General features: G+C 71.7%; 18 protein-coding genes and 1 tRNA gene. 10 read left to right on the forward strand and 9 right to left on the reverse strand.

Features of this window, described 5'->3' with window-relative positions:
* Positions 1-174 precede the first annotated feature (174 nt).
* The 7 genes from FBY35_RS31305 (at position 175) to FBY35_RS31335 (ending at position 6,424) form a co-directional block, all read left to right on the forward strand.
* Positions 175-1,053: a phosphatase PAP2 family protein gene (locus tag FBY35_RS31305; protein ID WP_142217298.1), complete on the forward strand. Its 879-nt coding sequence runs from the start codon at positions 175-177 to the stop codon at positions 1,051-1,053.
* Entirely contained in the window at positions 983-2,104 is a 1,122-nt protein-coding gene (locus tag FBY35_RS31310; protein WP_142217299.1) for a hypothetical protein, read from the forward strand. Before FBY35_RS31305 ends, FBY35_RS31310 begins: the two co-directional genes overlap by 71 nt.
* Positions 2,095-3,708 carry a hypothetical protein gene (locus FBY35_RS31315; RefSeq protein ID WP_142217300.1) on the forward strand — a complete coding sequence of 538 codons (1,614 nt, stop codon included), beginning with the start codon at positions 2,095-2,097 and terminating at the stop codon, positions 3,706-3,708. Before FBY35_RS31310 ends, FBY35_RS31315 begins: the two co-directional genes overlap by 10 nt.
* Positions 3,705-5,042, forward strand: coding sequence for an AAA domain-containing protein (locus tag FBY35_RS31320; protein WP_142217301.1), 1,338 nt, complete (start codon positions 3,705-3,707; stop codon positions 5,040-5,042). Before FBY35_RS31315 ends, FBY35_RS31320 begins: the two co-directional genes overlap by 4 nt.
* Before the next feature lie 179 nt (positions 5,043-5,221).
* Positions 5,222-5,560 (forward strand): hypothetical protein, encoded by a 339-nt coding sequence (locus FBY35_RS31325; RefSeq protein WP_142217302.1) that lies wholly within the window; start codon positions 5,222-5,224, stop codon positions 5,558-5,560.
* A 143-nt stretch (positions 5,561-5,703) separates the two neighbouring features.
* Positions 5,704-6,360, forward strand: coding sequence for a bifunctional DNA primase/polymerase (locus FBY35_RS31330; protein WP_142217303.1), 657 nt, complete (start codon positions 5,704-5,706; stop codon positions 6,358-6,360).
* Positions 6,351-6,424, forward strand: a tRNA-Lys gene (locus tag FBY35_RS31335). The genes FBY35_RS31330 and FBY35_RS31335 overlap by 10 nt, the downstream gene beginning before the upstream one ends.
* A 125-nt stretch (positions 6,425-6,549) precedes the next feature.
* On the opposite strand, the gene FBY35_RS31340 is transcribed toward FBY35_RS31335, so the two are convergent.
* Entirely contained in the window at positions 6,550-7,806 is a 1,257-nt protein-coding gene (locus FBY35_RS31340) for a M6 family metalloprotease domain-containing protein (protein WP_399209514.1), read from the reverse strand.
* Between the two features lie 353 nt (positions 7,807-8,159).
* On the opposite strand from FBY35_RS31340, the gene FBY35_RS31345 reads away from it, so the two are divergent.
* On the forward strand, positions 8,160-9,968 hold the full coding sequence (locus FBY35_RS31345; RefSeq protein WP_142217304.1) for a bifunctional diguanylate cyclase/phosphodiesterase: 1,809 nt from the start codon (positions 8,160-8,162) through the stop codon (positions 9,966-9,968).
* A gap of 45 nt (positions 9,969-10,013) precedes the next feature.
* Here FBY35_RS31345 and FBY35_RS31350 read toward each other — a convergent pair whose 3' ends face one another.
* Genes FBY35_RS31350 through FBY35_RS31360 form a run of 3 tightly spaced genes read right to left on the reverse strand, consistent with a single transcriptional unit; the run spans position 10,014 to position 12,765 of the window.
* Positions 10,014-11,075: an LLM class flavin-dependent oxidoreductase gene (locus tag FBY35_RS31350; RefSeq protein WP_142217305.1), complete on the reverse strand. Its 1,062-nt coding sequence runs from the start codon at positions 11,073-11,075 to the stop codon at positions 10,014-10,016.
* 38 nt (positions 11,076-11,113) lie between these two features.
* The gene (locus FBY35_RS31355) at positions 11,114-11,926 is read right to left on the reverse strand and encodes an aspartate/glutamate racemase family protein (RefSeq protein WP_142217306.1); all 813 of its coding nucleotides are present in this window, start codon (positions 11,924-11,926) and stop codon (positions 11,114-11,116) included.
* Positions 11,923-12,765 (reverse strand): decarboxylase, encoded by an 843-nt coding sequence (locus tag FBY35_RS31360; protein WP_142217307.1) that lies wholly within the window; start codon positions 12,763-12,765, stop codon positions 11,923-11,925. Before FBY35_RS31360 ends, FBY35_RS31355 begins: the two co-directional genes overlap by 4 nt.
* 137 nt (positions 12,766-12,902) lie before the next feature.
* Between FBY35_RS31360 and FBY35_RS31365 the strand changes: the two genes are divergently transcribed.
* Complete coding sequence (locus FBY35_RS31365; protein ID WP_142217308.1) at positions 12,903-13,865, forward strand: D-2-hydroxyacid dehydrogenase; 963 nt, start codon at positions 12,903-12,905, stop codon at positions 13,863-13,865.
* Positions 13,846-15,249, forward strand: coding sequence for an amidase (locus tag FBY35_RS31370; protein ID WP_142217309.1), 1,404 nt, complete (start codon positions 13,846-13,848; stop codon positions 15,247-15,249). Before FBY35_RS31365 ends, FBY35_RS31370 begins: the two co-directional genes overlap by 20 nt.
* On the opposite strand, the gene FBY35_RS31375 is transcribed toward FBY35_RS31370, so the two are convergent.
* The 5 genes from FBY35_RS31375 to FBY35_RS31395 form a co-directional block, all read right to left on the reverse strand.
* Positions 15,236-16,390: a hypothetical protein gene (locus tag FBY35_RS31375; RefSeq protein ID WP_142217310.1), complete on the reverse strand. Its 1,155-nt coding sequence runs from the start codon at positions 16,388-16,390 to the stop codon at positions 15,236-15,238. The two genes, FBY35_RS31370 and FBY35_RS31375, sit on opposite strands and share 14 nt — an antisense overlap.
* A complete protein-coding gene (locus tag FBY35_RS31380; protein WP_142217311.1) occupies positions 16,374-17,204 on the reverse strand; it encodes a thiopeptide-type bacteriocin biosynthesis protein in 831 nt (276 codons plus the stop codon). The genes FBY35_RS31375 and FBY35_RS31380 overlap by 17 nt, the downstream gene beginning before the upstream one ends.
* A 19-nt stretch (positions 17,205-17,223) precedes the next feature.
* Positions 17,224-18,468 carry a lanthionine synthetase C family protein gene (locus FBY35_RS31385; protein WP_142217312.1) on the reverse strand — a complete coding sequence of 415 codons (1,245 nt, stop codon included), beginning with the start codon at positions 18,466-18,468 and terminating at the stop codon, positions 17,224-17,226.
* Positions 18,465-21,374 (reverse strand): lantibiotic dehydratase, encoded by a 2,910-nt coding sequence (locus tag FBY35_RS31390; protein ID WP_142217313.1) that lies wholly within the window; start codon positions 21,372-21,374, stop codon positions 18,465-18,467. The genes FBY35_RS31385 and FBY35_RS31390 overlap by 4 nt, the downstream gene beginning before the upstream one ends.
* A gap of 85 nt (positions 21,375-21,459) precedes the next feature.
* Positions 21,460-21,651 carry an FxLD family lanthipeptide gene (locus FBY35_RS31395; RefSeq protein WP_142217314.1) on the reverse strand — a complete coding sequence of 64 codons (192 nt, stop codon included), beginning with the start codon at positions 21,649-21,651 and terminating at the stop codon, positions 21,460-21,462.
* Positions 21,652-21,670: the final 19 nt, after the last annotated feature.

The following is a 21,670-nucleotide window of genomic DNA, read 5'->3' on the forward strand; positions in this document are numbered from 1 at the left end:
GAGCCGTTCACGAGCGGTGTCGTTCCATCATCTCGCACCTGAACTCAAGGCAACCTCCTGGAGGATCTCAGCGTCCTCCAAAAGTCGGGACCCGACGCCCGAGCATCCTCTCGTACACCGTACGGTTGAGCGGTTGGCCGATGGCCGCCTGAACACAAATGGAGAAACGTTCGGATGCCGTACACCGCGCCCCGCCATCGGCCCCGCTGGTGGACCGAGCTGACGCTGATCGCCGTGGTCTACGCCGCCTATTCGGCCGGCCGGCTGCTCGCGCGGGGGGACGTGACCACCGCGGTCGACCACGGCCTGGCGATACTCCGGGCCGAGAAGGCACTCCTCCTCAACGCCGAACACCCGCTCAACCGCCTCTTCACCAGCACCCCCGCGCTCGGCATACCCGCCGACTTCGCGTACGCCTCGCTGCACTATCTGGTCACCCCGGCCATCCTGGTCTGGCTCTTCCGACGGCGCCCCGCCCGCTACCGGGCCGCCCGCACCTGGCTGATGCTCTCCACGCTTCTCGGCCTCGTCGGCTTCACGCTCACTCCGACCTGCCCGCCACGGCTCCTCGACGCGGGCCACGGCTTCGTCGACACCATGGCGCAGTACAGCTCGTACGGCTGGTGGGGCGGCGAGGCGAGCGCCCCGCGCGGGATGGGCGGGATGACCAACCAGTACGCCGCGATGCCGAGTCTGCACGTCGGCTGGGCTCTGTGGTGCGGCGTGATGCTGTGGCGCCACGGGCGTACGCCCCTGATGAAGGCACTCGGTGTCGGCTACCCGCTGCTCACCACGCTCGTGGTGATGGGCACGGCCAACCACTACTTCCTCGACGCGGTCGCCGGATGCGCCGTGATGGGCGCCGGCGCCCGTCTGACCAGGCCCGCGCTGCGTCTCGCCGACCGTGTGCGCACGCACTTCGCGACCACCCCTTCCGGCTCGCAGTCCCCGATTGTCGGTGCCGGATGCGAGACTTCCGCGGGTGAGCGAATCCCTGGACAGCGGACCACCTCCGCAGGCGCCGACGACAGCACTACGGCAGCGGCTCGCTGAGCTGCGCGGTCCCGCCGCCCAGCCCCATCCGCTCGACGCCCGCGCGCTGGCCGCCCTCGCCGCCAACCCCGGCTGCAAGCGGCGCGCGCTGCTGGACGGAGCCGGGGTGGACAAGGCGGCACTCGCCTCCGCGCTGGGATCCCCGGCGGCGTTCGGTCAGTCCCAGTTCGCTTTCATGCGCGGCAATGCCTTCGAGGCGAAGGTGAAGGCCGACGGCGGCAAGGAACTCACGCGGCTGTTCGGTGTGGACACCCCTGCCGAGGTCCGGGTGCCGGATCTGTCGGCCGCCGGGCCCGAGGGCCGGGCCGCGCGTACGGCGCTGGCGCTGCGCGAGGCGACCGCCGCGACGGTGTGGACGCTGCTCGACCACCCCATGCTGGCGCTGGAGGTGGCGGGCTCCCCCGCCTATCTGGAGCCGGACGCGGTCGTCGTCCACCCGGACGGGACGTGGACGGTCGTCGAGATCAAGTCCTTCCCGATGATCGACGCCTCGGCGGACGCGGCGAAGGTGGGCGCGGCCGCGCGGCAGGCCGCGGTGTACGTACTGGCGCTGGAGCGGGTCGCCTCGCTCACGGACGGGGCGCGGGTGGCCCATGCGGTCCTGCTGGTCTGCCCCAAGGACTTCTCAAATCTGCCGACCGCGTCCGTCGTCGACGTACGCAAGCAACTGTCGGTCACCCGCCGCCAGCTGGCCAGGCTGACCCGGATCGAGGACATCGCCGCGGCTCTGCCCGAGGGCACGACCTTCGATGTGGAGCGCCCGACCGACGAGCTGATGGCAGCGGTCGAGTCGGTATCGGCCGCGTACGCCCCCGAGTGCCTGGCCGCGTGCGAGCTGGCTTTCCACTGCCGTGACCGTTCCCGTGAGGCGGGCGCGGTGGAGGCGCTGGGGCGCGGAGTGCGCGGCGAGCTCGGCGGTCTGACAACCATCGGCGACGTCCTGGCCGCTGCCCGTGGCACGGCAGGCGACCCCGACGACCCGGCGGTCGCCGCCCTGCGCCGGGCCGCGGCCCTGCGGGCCGAAGCGCTGGAGGCGGCCGGATGTCGCTGATCTCCACGCTCGCCCGGCTGGAGGCCGTGGAGTCGGGGCGGGCCACACCGCTCGCGACGGTGCGGCACCGGCATCTGTCCGAGCGTCCGCTGGTTCTCGTACCGCTGACGACGGCCGGTGAGGCGGGGGCACCACTGGGCGCGCTGGTCGGCACCGACGAGGACGAGCCGCGGCTGCTGGTCGTGGCTCAGCCGCGCGACCGCGATCTGCGCTTCGCTTTTCTCGCCGAGCTCGCCGACGCCGTACTGCCGCACCTGGACGCGTACGCCGACGACGTGGAGCCCACCGAGCGTTGGGGCACCTCCCGGCCGAAGGCTGGGGGAGAGAGCGATCCCGAGACCGGGAAGCGGGTCAAGGTCGAGGTCGAACTGTGCGCGGACGCACCGCAGTTGATCGTGCCGAGCCGGGCGGGCATCGACTTCGTACGGCTGCTGGGGCGCTCGATGCGCTTCCGGCGCACCGCGGAGCAGGACCCCGACGCGCCCTATCCCGCGCCGCCGCGCGTCCCGCTGCTCGGCCGCTGGCTGACGCACTACGGCGAGCGGGCCCGGGTGCCCGGCTCCTCGCTGCTGCTCGCCGCGACCGATCTGCTGGGGCGGCACTGGGCGACCGGACAGTCCTCGCTGGAGGACCAGCACCTCGGTGCGCTGCTCGCCTGGATCGATCCCCCCGAGGGCGAGTCGGGCGCTCAGGCGGCGCTGCGGGCGGAGCTGGCCCGGGACGCCCGGGGCCAGTTGCTGTGCCCGCCCGCCGGTCCGGCCACCGACCCGGCCTTCGACAACAGGCTCTTGGCCCCTGCGGTCGAGCGGTACGACCGGGCACGCCAGGCCCTCGGGGCTGCCGAGGACGGCGCCGAGGCGGATGCCCGGCTGGGTGAACTCGCCCTCGCCGAGCGGGAGATCCGCCGCCTTGTGCTGACCCAGCTGGAACCCACCTGGCACGCGGTGTGGCGCAGCCTGGAGCTGCTGCGTGCCCTGCCGGAGGGGCCCCGAGCGGCCGACCGCTGGACGCGGGACCGCTGGTCGTTCACCGCGCACCGCGACCGCGTCCGCGCGGGCGAGCCGCCGCAGCCACGACGCGACGACGCGGTGACGGCCGCACAGAAGCTGGCCTCCCGCGAGACGGCTCAGGCTCAGCTGGAGGCGCAGGAGGCGCTGGACGACCCGCTGGTGCTGGCCGGGCGGAGACTCGCGGGCGAGGCGTTCCTGGGTGAGGTGACCGAGGTCGTGATGGCCTGGTCCGATTCGAAACGGCCGAGCCCCCGCCCGCTGCTCACGGTCCGTACGGACGACCGGCCGCACCTGGGCGAGCGGGCCAAGGTGTACCGCTCGCTGGACGGCAAACCGCAGACGGCCCAGTTCGTGCGGTACGAGTCGGACGGGACGCTGGTGCTGCGACTCACCGACCGGATGGGCCGCTCCAAGGACCCTGCAAAAGGCTCCGTACCGGAGAAGGGCGAACGGATCGCCTGGACCCTGTTCGAGCACGACCAGCGAGGCGGCCCGAAGCTGCCGGACCCGGAGGAGACCCCGTGGACCCACGGAGGGCCTCCGGGCACGGCCGCGGAGAGTCCGGACCCGGTGACTGCGGAGGATCTGCTGTGACGCGGCACGCCTTCGACCCGGCCGCCGAGGCCGCGCGGGCCACCGGCGCGATCCTCGCCGACACTCTGGACGGCGCCCACCGCGGCGTCGTCGTCGACTCACCGCCCGGCGCGGGCAAGTCCACCCTCGTGGTGAACGCCGCATGTGAACTGGCCGCGGCCGGACGGCCGTTGATGGTCATCGCACAGACCAACGCCCAGGTGGACGACCTCGTACTGCGGCTCGCCGAGAAGGAGCCCGAGCTGCCGGTCGGGCGGCTGCACAGCAATGACCCCGACCCGTACGACAAGGCACTCGACGAACTGGACAACGTCCGCACGTCGGCGAAGGCCGGCGACCTCGCGGGCCTGGAGATCGTCATCTCGACCGCCGCGAAGTGGGCGCATGTGCAGGGCGTCGAGCCCTGGCGCCACGCCATCGTCGACGAGGCGTACCAGATGCGCTCCGACGCGCTGCTCGCCGTCGCCGGGCTCTTCGAGCGGGCGCTGTTCGTGGGCGACCCAGGTCAGCTGGACCCGTTCTCGATCGTCGGCGCTGACCAGTGGGCCGGCCTCTCGTACGACCCGTCCGCGAGCGCCGTCTCGACGCTGCTCGCCCACAATCCGGAGCTGCCGCAGCATCGGCTGCCGGTGTCCTGGCGGCTCCCGGCGTCGGCCGCGCCGCTGGTCTCCGACGCGTTCTATCCGTACACGCCCTTCCGCAGCGGCACGGGCGAGTCAGAGCGGCGCCTGGCCTTCGGGGTGGCGTCGGGCGGCTCGGGCCCCGACCGGGTGCTGGACGAGGCGGCCGAGTCGGGCTGGGGCCTGCTGGAGCTGCCGGCCCGGCACACGCCCCGTACGGACCCGGAAGCGGTACGGGCCGTGGCCCTGGTCGTCCGCAGGCTGCTGGACCGCGGCGGCGCGGCCGTCTGTGAGCGCTCCCCGGATCCGGTCCCGGTGACCGCGGACCGGATCGCGGTCGGCACGGCCCACCGCGACCAGGCGGCGGCGGTACGGGCGGCCCTGGCGGAGGTGGGCGTCGCGGATGTCACGGTGGACACGGCCAACCGCCTGCAGGGCCGGGAGTTCGACGTCACGGTCGTGCTGCACCCGCTGTCGGGCCGCCCGGACGCGACCGCGTTCCATCTGGAGACGGGCAGGCTGTGCGTGCTGGCGTCACGCCACCGCCACGCGTGCATCGTGGTGTGCCGCGCGGGTGTGAGCGACCTCCTGGACGAGCACCCCTCGACGGAGCCGGTCCAGCTGGGCGTCACGGTCAAGTTCCCGGACGGCTGGGAAGCCAACCACGCGGTGCTCGCGCACCTCGCGGAACACCGCGTGAGCTGGCGCCCGTGAGTCGCGCTGCCCGCCCACCTGGCGGAACGCGGCGTGAGCCGGACTCCGCAGGCGCTCTTGCGCGGGCCGCGACAATAGAAGACGGCCATGGGCAGAAATCGGCCGGAAAACAGATCAGAGAACAAGGTCAACGGGGGGCGGCCGGGACGGGGCCGAACCTGTGCGAGGAGGAGAACCACATGGCGCAACCCGAGCGGAGCCAGCGGAAGCTGCGACCGGCACCGCTGCTCTTCGAGCCGTCGGAGGCCGCCGCGGACCCCGAGCACTTTTTCGACCTGGAGTCGATCGAGGACCCCCGGGAGCTGCTGGCCCGGGCGACCGAGCTGACCCTCGCCTTCCGGGCGGCCACCGACCGGGCGGTGGAGTTCCAGGCCCTCGCGGCGGCCCAGCTCGCCGACCCCGGCCGTTTCGACCGGCTGACCCCCGCGGACATCGCCGAGCGGGCGGAGTGGACGGCCGACTATGCCAAGAAGATGATCGAGTTCGGCCGCGAGCTGCAGCGCAAGGGCACCCCCTAGATCACCGGTGACGGCCGCCCCACGCCCCCGGAACATCCCACCCTGCATATGCCGGTGCGCAAGATACTCCCGCCCGTCACATCCTGTCCCCGTTTTCGCCAACTCTCAGAAACCGAGCCGTCACTCCCGGTAGATCTTCTCGCATGAGCGCATGGCTGCGAGAACACTCCCTGCTGAGCCCCGGCGCCGGTGACGACGAGCGCCGGACCGACATCTTCGCCCTCCTGAGGGGCGAGGGCGGGCACCACACCGCCCATGTCACACACCCCGGCGGCAGCTGGCTCACCTCCGCCGGCCCCCATCCGCGCTCCATGCTCGCCCTCTGGGAGAGCCGCCCGACCGCCCCCGCCGTGCTCCCCTGCGGCTCGGTCTTCGATGTCGTGAACGTGCCCGCGGTCTTCGGCCGCCGGATGCTCGACGCGCTGTGGGAGGAGGGGCCGGGATCCGGCCCCGTCGCCACGCACCGCGGCCGGATGCTGCTCTTCACCGCCCCCGGCACCGCGCAGCGGCTGCCGTCCCTGCTCGACTGGGAGGAGTGGGGCGAGGCGGTGCCTCCGCTGTTCTGTCACGGCATCGGCGACGCGGTGACCGTCCCCCCGCTGACCCAGGGCCACACGACCTCCGGACCGCGTTGGCTGGTGGCTCCCGACACCCGGCACCCCTGGCTTCCGGGGCCCGAGGTGATGCTCTGGGCATGCGTCCGGGCGGCCCGTGCGGCAGCGTCGCCGAGCGTCCGAGTATCGATTTTTCCTCCCGCCGACCAGGATGCTAAGGTCTACGACGTCAGCAGGCGCCGCTAGCTCAGTTGGTTAGAGCAGCTGACTCTTAATCAGCGGGTCCGGGGTTCGAGTCCCTGGCGGCGCACAGACGGAAAAGGCCCCTCGCGGAAGCGAGGGGCCTTTTCGTGCGCCCGGAAGTCACCGGCAGCCACCGCAAGGAGCCATCCGGGAATCGTCCAGAAGCCGCCCGGAAGCCACACGCCCCGCGGGCTACACCGTCGAGATCCGGACCGTCCACCCATCGGCGCGGGTACGGTCCGCCACCTCCACCCGCGTCCGCTCCCCCGGCGCCCCCGGCAGCGTGAACGTCTCGCCGACCCCCAGCGGCGCGTCCGCGAGCGGCGGGTACACCGACTCGTCCCAGCACGCCGCCGTCCGCGGGTGTGTGTCCACGACCTCGACCGGGCCGCCGCCCGAGACCTCGTCGGACTGGACGCGGTAGATCAGCACACCCTCCGTGCAGGTCGCCTCGTCATTGCCCGTCGCGCTGCGCGCCTCGATCGCGAGCGCCGTGTCCTCGCCGGTCCTGACGACCGCGAGCCGGGTGCCGAGGCTCGCGCCCGGCGCCGGCGCGGCGGAGATCGGCTCCAGCGTGATCAGCCCCGTCCTGGTCACGCACCGCACGGCCTGCCGGTCCAGCCACCCCAGCTTCCACTTGTGCCAGCCGAAGAGGTCCGGGGACAGTCCGAACTGGCTGCCCATCACATCCCAGTCGCCGACGTAGGTGTCCCAGTCGCCCTGCCCGTCCACCGGCCGGTGATAGAGGTCCGGCAGATCGAAGATGTGCCCGGTCTCGTGGGCCAGCACATTGCGGTCCGGCGGATGCCGCTCGAAGACGGTGACGACCCGGTTGATGTCGGTTCCGTCGGCGCGCAGCGGCTGGTCGAGATTGACGACCTTCGTCGCGTCGGAGTCCACGCCGGGCGCGTCCGGGTCGGCGACCAGATAGACGATGTCGTAGCGCGAGAAGTCCACACCCGCGTCGGCGGCGCCGAGCGCGTCACGCAGATAGGCGTTGCGCTGCTCGGACCCCCAGTCCCGTCGTATCCCGTACTCCGTCGAGGCCTTCGGCATCGTCACCCACTGGTGCTGCGGATCGGCCCGCAGCGAGAACCTGCCGTAGGAGGCGCGCGTGAAGAACGTGCTGGTGGCCGGGAAGTGGTCGGCGGCGAGCTCCGCCGGCGCGTTCTCCGGCACATGGTCCGGGAACGACAGGAAGACCACGACCGCGTTCAGGGTCCGGGCGGGTCGCGGATACGCAGGGTTCCAGGTGTCGACGCCCAGGGAGTGGTGCGCCGCGGTGCGGTGAAGGGCGCAGGGGCCCGATGCCGTGGAGGCCACCGCGGGGCCCGCGACCAAGGAGGTGGCGGCGAGCGCCATGAGGGACGTGAGCGCGGCGGCGGCGCTGCGCAGACCTACGCGTTCCACTCCCCCGGGTGTTCCCTCGGCTGAGTGCTGACCCTCCACGTGGACCTCCGGCTGCGGAATGGGGGACACCTCAACCACCCTGTGCTGTTTTGAGGTAGTACGCCCTGTTCCGCTGCCCCACCTGGGTGACCGACCCGACACCGTCCCGACACCGACCCGAGACCCGACGACACTCCGATGGCTCACGGAACGTCACATTCGGTCAGGACGGAGTCGGGCCCTGCCAGGACCTGTGCAGAAACGATCGGCCGAAGGCGTGGAGGGGACTGCTCGCGAGCCTCGTCGCTGGAACGGCCCAGGCGCCTGGCTCTATGATCGGCTCACTTTCCCGACCTCTTCCCGACCACATCTGTACGACCCTGGACGACACAACTGCACTGCGGGAGCGAGCCGTGAGCGGAACCTCCGAAGGAACAGGGCCCGCGGGAGTCGCAGTCCCCGGGAATGTCCGACCATCGGTCACGGAGCGTCACAATGCCGGCGCCAAGGAACTGCGTGACCACTGGGCCGCGTTCAACGCGGCGCACCTCGCGATGGCGGTCGTCGACCACGAAGGCCTGGTCGTCACGGCGAACGCGGCACTCGCCACGCTGCTGGGCACCGAACCCGTGACCCTGCAGGATCAGTTCGCCGCGGATCTCGTGGACCTGGCATCGGACCGCCGCACCTGGCACGCGTACCGGGAAGTGCTGCGCGGCCGACGGTCCCGCTTCCGCTGCGCGCGCCGCCTCAAGAACCCCGACGGACGCACCCTGTGGGCCGAGGTGACCGTGGCGCCCGTGCCCGACAGCCGCAATGTCCTGCTGTCCATCGCGGACATCAGCGACCGCCGTGAACTCCAGGCCCGGCTGCGTCATCTCCAGATGCACGACGCCGTGACGCGGCTGCCCAACCGCGCGCTGTTCTTCGAGCGGCTGTCGACGGCACTCGAATCATCGGCGTACGACCACGGCTCGACCGGGCGGATCGGCCTCTGCTATCTCGACCTCGACGGCTTCAAAGCGGTCAACGACACGCTCGGGCACCGGGTCGGTGACCGGCTCCTCGCCGCGGTCGCCGCGCGGCTGACCGAGTGCGCGGACAGCGACGGCTACGCGCGCGGCGGCGGGCACCTGGTGGCACGGCTGGGCGGCGACGAGTTCGCGATCCTGGTCGAGGACTCCACCGGCACGGAACAACTCGCCGATCTGGCGCGGGGCGTACTGGCCACGCTGCAGCAGCCGTTCGACCTGGCCGGGCAGCGGCTTTCGGTGTCGGCGTCGATCGGCGTCGTGGAACGGTCGGTCTCCGGGACCACCGCCACCGGCCTGATGCAGGCCGCGGACACCACGCTGTACTGGGCGAAGGCGGACGGCAAGGCCCGCTGGACGCTCTTCGACCCCGAGCGCAACGCGTACCGGATGACACGTCAGGCGCTCTCGTCGACCCTGCGGCCTGCCGTGGAACGCGGGGAGTTCACGCTGGAGTACCAGCCGCTGGTGGGGATGGCGGACGGGGTCACGCGGGGTGTCGAGGCGCTTGTTCGGTGGAATCATCCCCAGTTCGGCACGCTGGCGCCGAATCGGTTCATCGGCATTGCCGAAGAGGACGGCTCGATCGTCCAGCTCGGGCGGTGGGTCCTGCGTACGGCGTGCCGCCAGGCCCGCCAGTGGCAAGAAGACCACCCCGAGGTACCGCCGCTCTTCGTGAGCGTCAATGTCGCCGTGCGGCAGGTCTGGGACTCCGACCTGGTCGCCGACGTCGCGGGCATCCTGGCCGAGACGGGACTCTCGCCCCATCTGCTGCAGCTGGAGCTCACCGAATCGGCGGTGATGGGCTCGGCGGGCCGCCCGCTCCAGGCGCTCCAGGCGCTGAGCGACATGGGCGTGCAGATCGCGATCGACGACTTCGGGACGGGCTACTCGAACCTGGCGTACCTGAGCCGGCTGCCGGTATCCGTACTGAAGCTGGACGGATCGTTTGTCCGCGGCTTCCAGGACGAGGCGCACCCGAACCCGGCGGACGAGACGATCGTCGAGGCGATGGTCCAACTGGCGCACCGGCTCGGGCTGACGGTCACCGCGGAATGCGTGGAGACCTCGGGGCAGGCGTCACGGCTGCGGCGGATCGGCTGCGACACGGGGCAGGGGTGGCTGTATTCGCGGGCGGTGGCGCCGGAGCGGATCGCGGAGCTGATCGGCGAACCCGCGCTTCAGGTCTGAGCGTTACGGCGGGCCGCCCGTGCTCCTGCATGTCCGCCGGTCGATTCACACAGCCGGCAGATCGTAGGCATCCGCGATCAGGCCATAGCTCCGCAGCCGCGCGTCGGCGCCGTGCGCATTCGCCGTGATCATCAACTCGTCGGCGCCCGTGCGCTTGTGGAGGTCGTCCAGGCCCGTGCGTACCGCGTCGGGCGTGCCGTGAATGACGTTCGCCAGCCAGCTGTCCACGAACTCCCGCTCAACGGGGCTGAATTGGTAGGCCGCCGCCTCATCGGGCGTCGGGATCAGACCCGGGCGGCCGGTGCGCAGCCGGACCATGGACAGCGCGCCCGTCAGGACCTGGCAGCGGGCCTCCTTCTCGTCGTCCGAGGCGAGCGCCGAAACACCGATCAGGGCGTAGGGGGCATCCAGCACCGCGGACGGCCGGAAGGTCTCGCGGTACAGGTCGAGCGCCGGGACCGTGTTCCGGGCCGAGAAGTGATGGGCGAAGGCGAAGGGCAGACCGAGGACCCCGGCCAGCCGGGCGCTGAAGCCGGAGGAGCCGAGCAGCCAGATCGGCGGGCGGGCGGAGCGGCCCTGCACGGGGCCGGGGACGGCGTGGATACGGGCGTACGGATGGCCGTCGGGGAAGTCGTCGTCCAGGAAGCGGGTGAGTTCGGCCAGTTGCTGCGGGAAGTCGTCCGCGCCCTCGTTCAGCCGCTCGGTGCGGCGCAGTGCGGCGGCCGTCGCACCGTCCGTGCCGGGTGCCCGCCCGAGGCCCAGATCGACACGGCCCGGCGCGAGGGCCTCCAGGGTGCCGAACTGCTCGGCTATCACCAGCGGCGCGTGGTTCGGGAGCATCACACCGCCCGAGCCGAGGCGGATCCGCTCGGTGTGGGCGGCGAGGTGGGCGAGGATCACGGCCGGGGAGGACGAGGCGACGCCCGGCATCGAGTGGTGCTCGGCGACCCAGTGGCGGTGGAAGCCGCGGCTCTCGGCGAGGCGGGAGATGTCCACGCTGGTGCGCAGCGCGTCGCTCGCGGTGCGGCCGACGCCGACGGTCACCAAATCCAGCACCGACAGCGGTACGGGTGCGGTGCCGGTCGCCGTGCCTCGGATCTCGTCCACCGGTGGGTCCTCCTGCGCATGAAGTGGGTTCAGCGCAGTCAAACAGGAGGGCTTCTCCGTTTATTCCGGGTGCCCGGAGGATATTCCGGGTGCCCGGAGGATTCGGGGGGCTCGGCGGGTTGCCCGAACTCCCGCTTCTGGAACAGCCTGCCGAGCTTCGGGCCGTACACCCACGCCCTGCGCTCCGCCAGCCGAAGCCCCTCCCACACGGTCACCTGGTTCGCCGTGAGCACCGGTTTGCCGACGGCCTCCTCCAGATCGGCGAGATGTGCCGCCGTGTGCAGGGCGGTGTCCGGCAGCAGGACGACTTCGGCGTCGGGGTGGTCCCCCGCGCGCGCCAGTTCCAGTACTTCCTCCCGGCCCCAGGTGCCCACCTCGGCCGCCGTGACGATCCCGCTCGCCCGGTCGGCCACGACCTCGGCCCCGGACGCCTTGAGGAAGGCCGTGAACAGGGCCGTGACGTCCTCCGGATAGGTCGCCGCGACCGCGACGCGCGAAGCGCCCAGCTCCCGCAGGGCATGCGCGAAGCCGAACGACGTGCTCGACGCGGGCAACCCCGCCGCCAGGGCGAGCGAGCGAATCTGCTCGTGCGCGCCCTCCCAGCCGTACACGAAGCTCCCGCTGGTGCACGCCCACACCACCGACTCCGCACCCGCGAGCCGCAGCTCCTCCACCCGCGCCGCGAGCCGGTCCGCCGCGCCCATCCGCAGCAGCGCGTCGACGCGGTGCGCGTCCTCGCCGATGTCGGTGTGGACGACGGGCAGCCTGATGTCGGTGTCGAGCAGCATCTCGAGCCGGGGGTAGTCGTCCTCGGCGGAATGGCCGGGGTAGAGGAGTCCGACCGTGGTCATGTCCAGCCTTCCTGTTCGTCGGGGCCGGCGGGCTGAGCGGGCGGCGCCGGCTGCGCGGGCTCCGCGGGCGCGGCCTCGGACGCGGGCGGCACGTCCGCCTGCGCATCCGGCTGAAGCAGCAGGCCCTGATACGGACCGACCGCGTGGACGCCGATCCGGCGCAGCGCCGACCACATCGTCACCTGGTTCGCGGAGAGGACCGGCATCCTCAGTTCGGCCTCCAGCTGCGGGATCGCGTCGTACGTCGGCAGATTGGTGCAGCTGATGAAGAGCACGTCGGCCGCGCCCACCACCGCTTGGCGCGCCATGTCCACCACCGACCGGTACGGCACCTTCCAGATGTGCCGGGTCAGCCCGAGAAAAGCGCGTCCGGTGACGGTTGCCCCGGCCTCGCCGAGATACTCCTGCAGCGCCTCGGTGACCGATTCCGTGTACGGAGTGACCAGGGCGACACGGCAGGCGCTCAGCTCGTCGAGTGCTTCGAGCAGGGCGCCGGACGTGGTCAGCGAGGGCACTTCCCCCGCCGCCGTCATCGCCTCGCACATGGCGCGCTCACCGGCGAGACCGCCGACGAAGCTCCCTGACGTGCAGGCGTAGGCGACCACCTCGGGCTCGGACGCGCTCAGGGCCCGTACCGCGTCGCGCAGAGTCTCGTGCTCGCTCACCAGGCGCGCGAGGTCGAGGGAGACCTCGACGGGCACGTACGGCGTACGGGTCACCCGCAGAGAGACATCGTCGGGGACCCAGCGCCACAGCTCACGGTCCAGCGCGAAGTCGAAAGGGGCGACCACGCCGACACCGTGCTGGGGCTGTGGTCCGCCGAGGAACGAGACATCCATAGCAGGCCCCCTTATGGCCCTGACCCGTTGTTGACGACGTTAGGTTCGGGTGCGAGCGTGGTCAATCCGTACATGTCAGACTCCCGCGTAAACCCCTCGGGCACGGGGGGTGCCCCCGTCGAAACGGCTTCCGCTCGATGTCCGAACCCACTCTTCTGGTGCTTGCGGCCGACCCTCCGCCCCGTCTCGGCCGGCTGGCCGGACGGGTCCGCGTCCAGTACGCCGGCGAGCAGACCCTCGCGTCTCAACTTCCGCACGCCGACGTGCTGTTGGTGTGGGACTTCACCTCCGAGGCGGTACGCGCCGCCTGGCCGGGCGAGGGGCCGCGCCCGCGCTGGGTGCACACCCCGAGCGCGGGCGTCGACCGGCTGCTCTGCCCGGAACTGATCGCTTCCGACACCGTCGTCACCAATGCGCGAGGAGTCTTCGAGGAGCCGATCGCCGAGTACGTGGCCGGTCTGGTCCTGGCCATGGCCAAGGACCTCCCGGGCACCCTGGAACTCCAGCGGCAGCGGCGCTGGCGCCATCGCGAGGGCCTGCGGGTAGCGGGCACCCGGGCCACCGTCGTCGGTGCGGGCCCCATCGGCCGGGCGGTGGCCCGCACCCTGGAGGCGCTGGGTGTCACCGTGGCGGTCGTGGGCCGTACCGAGCGCGTCGGCATCCATGGCGCCGAGGACCTGGATCCGCTGCTCGCCCGCGCCGACTGGGTGGTGAGCGCCGCGCCGCTCACGGAGGCGACGCGCGGGATGTTCGACGCGCGGCGCTTCGGTCTGATGCAGCCGTCGGCACGGTTCATCAACATCGGTCGCGGGCCCCTGGTCGTCGAAAACGATCTGATGGCCGCGCTGAACAAGAGGTGGCTCGCGGGCGCGGCACTCGACGTCTTCGCATCGGAGCCGCTCACGCCCGACAGCCCGCTCTGGGACGTGCCGGGGCTGATCGTCTCGCCGCACATGAGCGGCGACACGGTGGGCTGGCGCGACCGGCTCGGGGAGCAGTTCGTGGAGCTGTACGAGTTGTGGGAGGCCGGAAAGCCGCTCCCGAACGTGGTCGACAAGAAACGTGGGTACGTCCCCATGCATGACGTCTCCGCTGACTGACCTCACCGCACGCCAACTGCTCACAGGCTATGAAAAGGGCGACTTCACGCCCGTCGACGCGACCCTCGCGGCGCTGGAGCGGATCGAGGTGGTGCAGCCGCTGGTGAATGCCTTCGTCCGGGTCGACGCCGAACAGGCACTGGCCCAGGCCCGCGCATCCGCCGGGCGCTGGCACCGGGGCGAGCCGCAGGGGATGCTCGACGGGGTTCCGGTGACCGTCAAGGACCTGCTGCTGCAGCGCGGCGGCCCGACCCTGCGCGGCTCGAAGAACATCTCGGAGCAGGGGAGTTGGGACGAGGACGCCCCGTCCGTCGCACGGCTGCGCGCGCATGGCGCGGTCTTCCTGGGCAAGACGACGACCCCCGAGTTCGGCTGGAAGGGCGTGACCGACTCCCCGCGGCACGGGGTGACGGGCAATCCGTACGATCCGGCGCGCACGGCGGGCGGCTCCAGCGGTGGCAGCGCCGCGGCCGTGGCGCTCGGCGCGGGTGCGCTCTCGATCGGCACGGACGGCGGCGGTTCGATCCGTATCCCCGCGTCCTTCTGCGGCGTCTTCGGGCTGAAGCCGACGTACGGGCGCGTGCCGCTGTACCCGTCGAGCCCGTTCGGCACGCTCTCGCACGCGGGCCCGATGACCCGCGACGCCGCGGACGCCGCGCTGATGCTCGATGTCATCAGCGGCGAGGACTGGCGGGACTGGTCGCATCTGGGCCCGGCGGCGGGCGTGCGCGGCACGCTCGCGGAAGGCGTGAAGGGGCTGCGCATCGCCTACTCGCCGTCCTTCGGCGGACAGGTGGCGGTGCGCCCGGCGGTCGCGTCCGCGGTACGGCGGGCGGTGGGGGCGCTCGCAGGACTCGGCGCGTACATCGAGGAGGCGGACCCCGACATCGCCGACCCGGTGGAGGCGTTCCACACCCTGTGGTTCAGCGGTGCGGCCCGGCTGCTCCAGCCCTACGGGCCCCGCCGGCGGGAGCTGCTGGACCCGGGGCTGCGGGAGATCGCCGGGCGTGGCGCGCGGTACAGCGCGCTGGAGTACCTGGCGGCCGTCGACACCCGGATGGCGCTGGGCAGGCGGATGGGCCGCTTCCACACCTCGTACGACCTGCTGGTCACCCCGACCCTGCCGATCACGGCGTTCGAGGGGGGCGCGGAGACCCCGGGGCGTTCGGAGCACCGGCGCTGGACGGGGTGGACACCGTTCACGTACCCCTTCAACATGACGCAACAGCCCGCCGCGACGGTGCCGTGCGGCCTCGACGAGGACGGGCTCCCGATCGGGGTCCAGCTGATCGGCCCGCGGCACGCGGACGCGGTGGTGCTGCGTGCGGCGCACGCGCTGTACGAGTCGGGTGCGGCGGCGATCCCCGCGCCTACGCTCCCGTAACCGGGGCTCCGCCCCGGACCCGGCGCCTCAAACTCCCTGACTCGTGGTGGAGGCTGGTCCCGATCACGCGGGCGCTCGTGCGCAGTGCGGCCGCGAGTTGGTCGCCCAGCTCACTTGGGAGAGTCCCAGCTCCGAGTGCGCAGGCGTGGAGCAGAGCACGGCAGTCCTGCGCCTCCCGATCGGTGGCGAGGGCAGTGAACAGCGGGTGCGCCAGGCTCTCTCGGGCGGCGTAGCCGTCGGTCGTCTTCATCGTCCGGCGATGCAGTTCCGCAACCACCAGGCGCGCGGCCGGGGCCTTGACCGAGTCGACCACGTCCAGCACTGCGAGCCCGAGCCTCACGTCGAAGACGGCCATGTCGTCCCTGTCCGGGCGTTCGAGGTAGGTGGTCACCAGGTTCTGCAGGGAGCGCCGCCAGGCCCGCCCCGTTATGCGGCGGCACAGGACTGTCAGGCAGTCCGTGACGACGCCTTCCCATCCCTCTCCGGGCACTGTGTGGGCCAGGAGGCTGTTGGCGCCGAGGCTGTTTCCGCTCGCGAGGGCGGCGAGGACGGCGACTTGTCGGCCGTCGAGCATGTGCTGTCCTACGCCGCGGTGCGCCTCGACGTGGGCGAGTGCTTCGGCCCAGCGGCCGGCAGTGGTCAGGGCGCGTGTGCCGTCGGCGAGGAGGACACTCCACAACCAGACGCGGACCTCTTGTCGGTCGTCGGCGTTCGCTACGAGGTGAGCGGGTACGGAGATGTCCTCGACCTGGGCGGGGCTCCCGGCGGTGACGGCGTCGAAAAGCGTCAGGAGGCGTTGGCGGCCGTCGTCGGCCTGTCCGGCGCGGAGTTGGAGGCGCGCGAGGTTGACGACGGGTTCGAGTGCGCGGATCGCGGTCCTGCCGGGCAGGGGGGCGGCCTGCAGGTAGGCGGCGGCGTGCTGGTGGCACATCGCGCGAGCGGTGTCCGGGGCGCCTATGTCGGAGGCGATCAGCGCTGCCTGGTTGTAGACCGTGGAGGCCATGCTCGGGTCGCCCAGGTTCGCTGCGGTGTCGGCAAGTTCGACCAGGGCGTACACCCGCTGGGGCAGAGGGAGGCAGGCAGGACGGGGGCGGGCGATGAGCGGGAAGCGCTGGGCGATGGCGTCAGGGGGTTTCCACACGGTCCGCAGCGGTCCTTTCGATGGTGGGGTCGGGGCCGAAGATGACGGTCTTGGCGGCGGCTGCGAGGGCGGCCTGCGTGAGGTAGGGCAGGCCGATCCGGTTCCAAGCGAAAAGCACGTGGTGGGCCAGGACGTCACGCAGGCCGCGGTGCAGCTGCCCGGAAGCTGTGAGGTGGGCCAGTTCCCGTCCGGCGTCGGTGTAGGCGCGGACCCATCCGGCGATGTGGGCCAGTGGTCCGCCCGTGCGTATCAGGTCTTCACCTTTCACAGAGATCAGCCGTTGGACGGCTGTGTGAAGTCGATCGCGGCTGTTCCGTTCGGTACCTCGGGGCTGTGCACGGTGGGCACCGACGCGTGCCCAGACGTCTCCCTGCTCGTACCAGTCCAGTCCGGCGGAGCGCATCAGGAGGCTGCAAAGCATGAGGGATGTCTCGCGTCGGTGTTTGCCGGCGTCGACCTGGAGGTGGTCCAGCAGGCTTCGGCTGTCGCGGTGGAAGAGGCGGTGAGCGGATGCCATGGCTTCGGCGCCGCCGAAGGCGTGCACCTCGGGTTCGTAGATGATCTCCGTCCACCCTTTGATGTACCCGTCGGCGATCAGCGCGTCCAGGCCCTGGCCGATGCGGTCCTGCGCGTAAGCGACAGGGAGGTAGCGCACGCGCCAGCACGGGTGTTTGCGGACGAGGAACCACGCGGTGAGTGCGCCTTCGTCCTCTGCGGTGCGCAGGAGCGGGGCGAGTTGGGCCAGAGCCACTATCTCGGCGCGTTCCCAGTCCGGGAACGCGACGTTGGCCTGGCACCAGGTGGGTGAGTTCATGAGGCGGCCTCCGGGGTGTTCACGCCAGGGCGAGGAAGGTGTCCCAGTGCGGTGCGGGCGCGCTGCCCGTGCCGAGGGTGTGCAGGGCGAGGGCTGCTCCGGCGGCTCCGTCGAGGAGTTCCGGGTCGTGGTCGTCCTGGTCGAGCGCGGTGATCAGACGGTCGGCCAGGCGCGGCAACTCCGCGGTGATGGCGGTGTTGCCCGTCTCGGTGGACATCCGCCACGCGGCGTGCAGCAGCCCGGCCATGCCGTGGCACAGCCCGATCTCGGGGAGCTTGTCCAGTTGGAGCGGGTCGCGCAGGGTCGCAAGGATCGCGTTCTCGGCTGCACGTACGCGTACCGGGTCGCGGAGGGCGAGTCCGGCCAACTGCTGGGCGCGGGCGGTGCCGCTGACGCCGTAGCACCAGGAGGGCCGGGGCCGAAGGTCTGGATGGACATGCCCGTCGGTCGCCTGCTCCATCGAGATCATGCCCGGCCACCAGGGGCCGGTCTCGTCACCTTGGCGCCACTGGTCGGTCCAGGCACAGATCCGCTCGACCGCATCGACCATGCCGGGCACGGCCAGGTCGCGCAGCAGAGCCAGAGACAGCACGGACAGCGCGGAGCCGATGCCGTGGGAGAGCCCGAAGTTCCCGTGCCCCTGGTGGTAGTCGGCGCTGGGTGCACCGGTAGTCGCGACGTTCATCCACCACGGCGGCAGCCCGGCCGGATTGGGCAGAGGCTCGGTCAGGCGCACCAGGTAGGCCAGGACGTCATAGGTGATCTCATGATGCGGGTGTCGGCTCAGGTGGTAGGCGCCCAGCCCGGACAGGCCCTGGATCAGGTCGAACTCTTCCATGGGGGGCCGCTCGGCGCGGTCGATGCGCAGGTGGGCCTCGGCCAGACGGGTCCGGGTGACAGTGAGGGTCGCCTCGTCCAAGCGTTCCAGGACGCGCAGGTACCGGCTCGATGCGCTGGCCGCGCGGTGCGTAATGAACGCGAGGGCCGGGGCGCCGAAGTACAAGTTTGCGTTGGCCGCTGCGCTCACTTCGCCGTGCACGGCCGCGGCCAGCCAGGTGTGCGCGGTGTCCCAGTCGCCGCGGCCGGTCCGGGCGCGCTCGATGTGCAGCAGCGCGATTCCCGAGGCTCCTCCGGCGAGAGACTGCGGCCACGAGCGGCCGACGTCCGGCCGGCCGCCGGGCCACACGGCGCGGGGGTCGGCCAGGCCGTGCGCCAGCCGGTCGGCGGTCGACAGCGCGGCGGGGGCGGGGGCTGTCGTGGTCACGGTGTTCTCCTTGCTCGTGCCGTCCAGCTCAGGGCGGCGGCTCTGGCCAGGTGCAGGTGTGCGCGTTCTTGGGGCAGTCCCGGCCTGCACATCCGGACGTGGTGGAGATGCAGCAGGTCCGCGAGCAGGTCTTGCGGATGCAGCGTCTTCGCGTCCTCCAGCGCACTGCGGTAGGCGTTCAGCGCCACGCGGCGTGCGGACCAGCTCGCGGTGACGCGCGCGTCAAGGCCCGAAGGGTCGGCGTTCACCAGGTCGACGGCTTGGCGGTAGACGGCGCGGGGCGGCGCGGTCGTGTCCGTGCGGGTGTGCTCGATCAGCCAGCGCATCGCCTCGGCGTCGTCCCCGATGAGGCCGGTAGCGATGTCCACCATGCTCGCCGCGGTCACCGCGCGGCCGTCAGGTGCGTTCTTCCCGGCCTGCGCGGCGAGTTGGGCCAGGGCGGCGTCGGTGTCGGCGGCGAAATACTCCTCGGCCGCGTCCATCGCCGCAGGGCCGCCGAAGCGGCCGGTCTCCGGGCGGTAGGTCTCCACGCTGGCGTGGGTGATCAGGCCGCTGTGCCGAAGCTGCCGGGTCCACTCGCCGACCTTCTCGATGGCGGAGCCGAGTGCGCCGGGCGCGCAGGTCAGACGGACGCGGAGGTGGTCCTCGGGGTCTCGGTAGCGAACGAACCACCACCGGGCTCCTCCCAGTTCTTCGAGCAGGGTCGGCAGGCGCTGGGTCAGGAGGGAGTCTTGCCGGTCGCGGTGCCCGTGGAGCTGAAGATAGATGCGGTTGTCGCAGCCGGGCAGATGGCCGTGCTCGCGGCCGACGACGTGGCCCGATCCTCGGACGGGGGCGACGGATTGATATGCGGCGGCCAGGGGGATGACGACCTCGTGAGCGCGGCCGCCGGTCCATCCCAGGTCCCTGGGCCCAGGCGCGGGGCGCAGCGTCACCTTGCCGTCGCGGTCCAGGTGCGTACGTAGCAGGGCCCGGTGTGAGGGCTCCGCCAAGTCCAGGGCCATGCACTGGTCGGCCTCGCTCAGGTACACCCGCTCGGGCAGATGAACGTCACGGCGCCATTGGGTCAGGGCTTCGTCCCACTGCGGCCACGGTGCCGACGCGCCGGGCAGATCGTCGCTGGTGAGGAGCCAGCGGGCCGGAGACAGGATCGTGCGCCCGTAGCGCAGCGCGGGCAGGAACGACAGGTTGGAGGCGGCGCTGCCCCACATGAACCCGGTGCACGGAACGGCCAGCGCGACGGGTGCCTCGATTAAGAACCGTGCCAACGGATGCGTGTGATGGCCCAGATCCACCGCGTTCAGCAGCAACGTGTGCACCGGGCGGCGGCGGGAGAGCGAGACCAGGTGCAGCCGTTCGGCATCGGCGGTCACCGCCAGATCCGTCACGGGAACCAGGCTCGTGTCCGAGTCCTGGTAGTCGCCGAGTGAGATCACCAGCTCTGTCGCCCGCGGGGCGCGCGCGACGTTCTCGGCGCGTACGTACAGCGGAGTGGAGCTGATCTGCGCGACGAGCGCGTCCCGGTGGACGCCGGGCAGTTGGGCGTACACCTCGGTCATGCGATGGCGGTCCTCGGCGTCCAGCAGGCCCAGCAAGCGGCCGGTGGTCGCTCCGGCCGAGCGTGCCACCCCGACGACGTGAAGCGTGAACTCGCCCTGTTCCAGGGCCGGAACGCCCGCGGCGTGGATGCGGACGGTCACCTCAGTGCTCGGCTGCACGGGGTGGCCAGGATCTGTGGCAGCCAGTTCCTCGAGCTCGGCATCGTCGAGCTGGACTTCGAGGCGGCGCCGCATCCCGGCGGCGTGGGCGAGCGTGATGAGTCGGCTGTCGCGGTCGGGCAGCGGGGAGGGCGCCTGCGCGGTGGTGGCCCCGAGGTAGCCGGACGGGTACCCGAGCACGTCGACGGCGTCCACGACGGGTACGACCGCCCTTGGCCCGTACCGCTCAAGGAACCGGCTGTGCCACTCCGTCCATCCGGTCAGCGCCGCACGGGGTGCGAGGCGGGTGAGCGCCTTGGCGGCCGCTGCCGCCTCCTTCGCCACCGTCTCCGGGACGACCAGATCCCAGTCCACCCGCAGGTCGAGCGCGGGCTTGGGGGCGTCGCGTAACTCTGCTGACTCAGCGGGCGCGAGATGCTGCGCGTGTTTGAGGAGGGCGGCGAGCGGGTCGGTGACCGTCATCGCCGGGCGGAGGCTGGTGATCAGGAATCGTTGCCTGACCAGGCTCGCGAGTAGCTTCTCGATCGCGGCGAGCGGCGCGGTCGGGAAACTGGCGGAGAGCTTGGCGGTGAGGTCGCTCCACAGGATCGGAGTCCGCGCGCTGTCCAGGGCTTCGCGGACCGGTACGGTCATGCGTATCTGCACGTGTTCGGGACCGCCGTCGCGCGCGCCGCGTGGGCGGTGCTCGATCACCACGTACCCGTCGTACTCGACGGTGAGGTTGGAGGTGAGCAGCATGAGATGGGGCCGCAGTCCGCTGTGCTCCTCGAACCGGTCGATGAGGGCCGTGGTCCATGCCGCGTCGGGCCTGGCGGCTGCCTGGTGCCCGGTGCCCACGCGCAGCGCGGGGGCGGCGCCTATTCGCGCGGCCGCGACCCCGGCGAACAGACCGAACGGGGTGGCGCGCGTGCGGGCGCGCAGCAGGTAGCGCAGCACGGACAGCACCGTGCGGCGTACGTCGGGGTCCGGCAGCGACTGGCCGGCACAGATTTGGTTCACTCGACGCGTGAGGTCTGGGCTGGCGGATGTGACGGCGGTCGCGAAGTCGGCCGTCTGCCAGGCCTGTTGCAGCCACGCCCGCCACGACGCGGTGTTCGCGGACGGTTCGGTCAGCTCCGGCCAGGCCACCTGACGGTCGGGGCTCCACGCGGCCGCCCTTACCACTGCTGCATCAACGTAGCGATACACAACGCCTCCTGTGGCCATGCGGTGCCCGGCCGCGCCCATGGGTCAGGATCGGCCGGGTACCGCGATCAACGCCGGTCTGGTGCTGCTACGGGCAGCTCACGCACGCGGTCGCGCACGTCGAGTTGCAGCCGTCGCTCGTCAGGCGGATGAGCTGGTCCGCGGCGGGGCCGCCTTCGACGATGGTGATGTCCAGGTCGAAGTCAGCCAGGCCGGGCGCCTGCTGGTCTTCGCCGGCCGGCTGCGCAGGAGCAACCGGGCGCTCCAGTTGAACGGTCATGTATGCCTCCATGGGGCAG

Origin of the sequence: Streptomyces sp. SLBN-118, assembly GCF_006715635.1 — a bacterium.
Classification (GTDB): Bacteria; Actinomycetota; Actinomycetes; order Streptomycetales; family Streptomycetaceae; genus Streptomyces.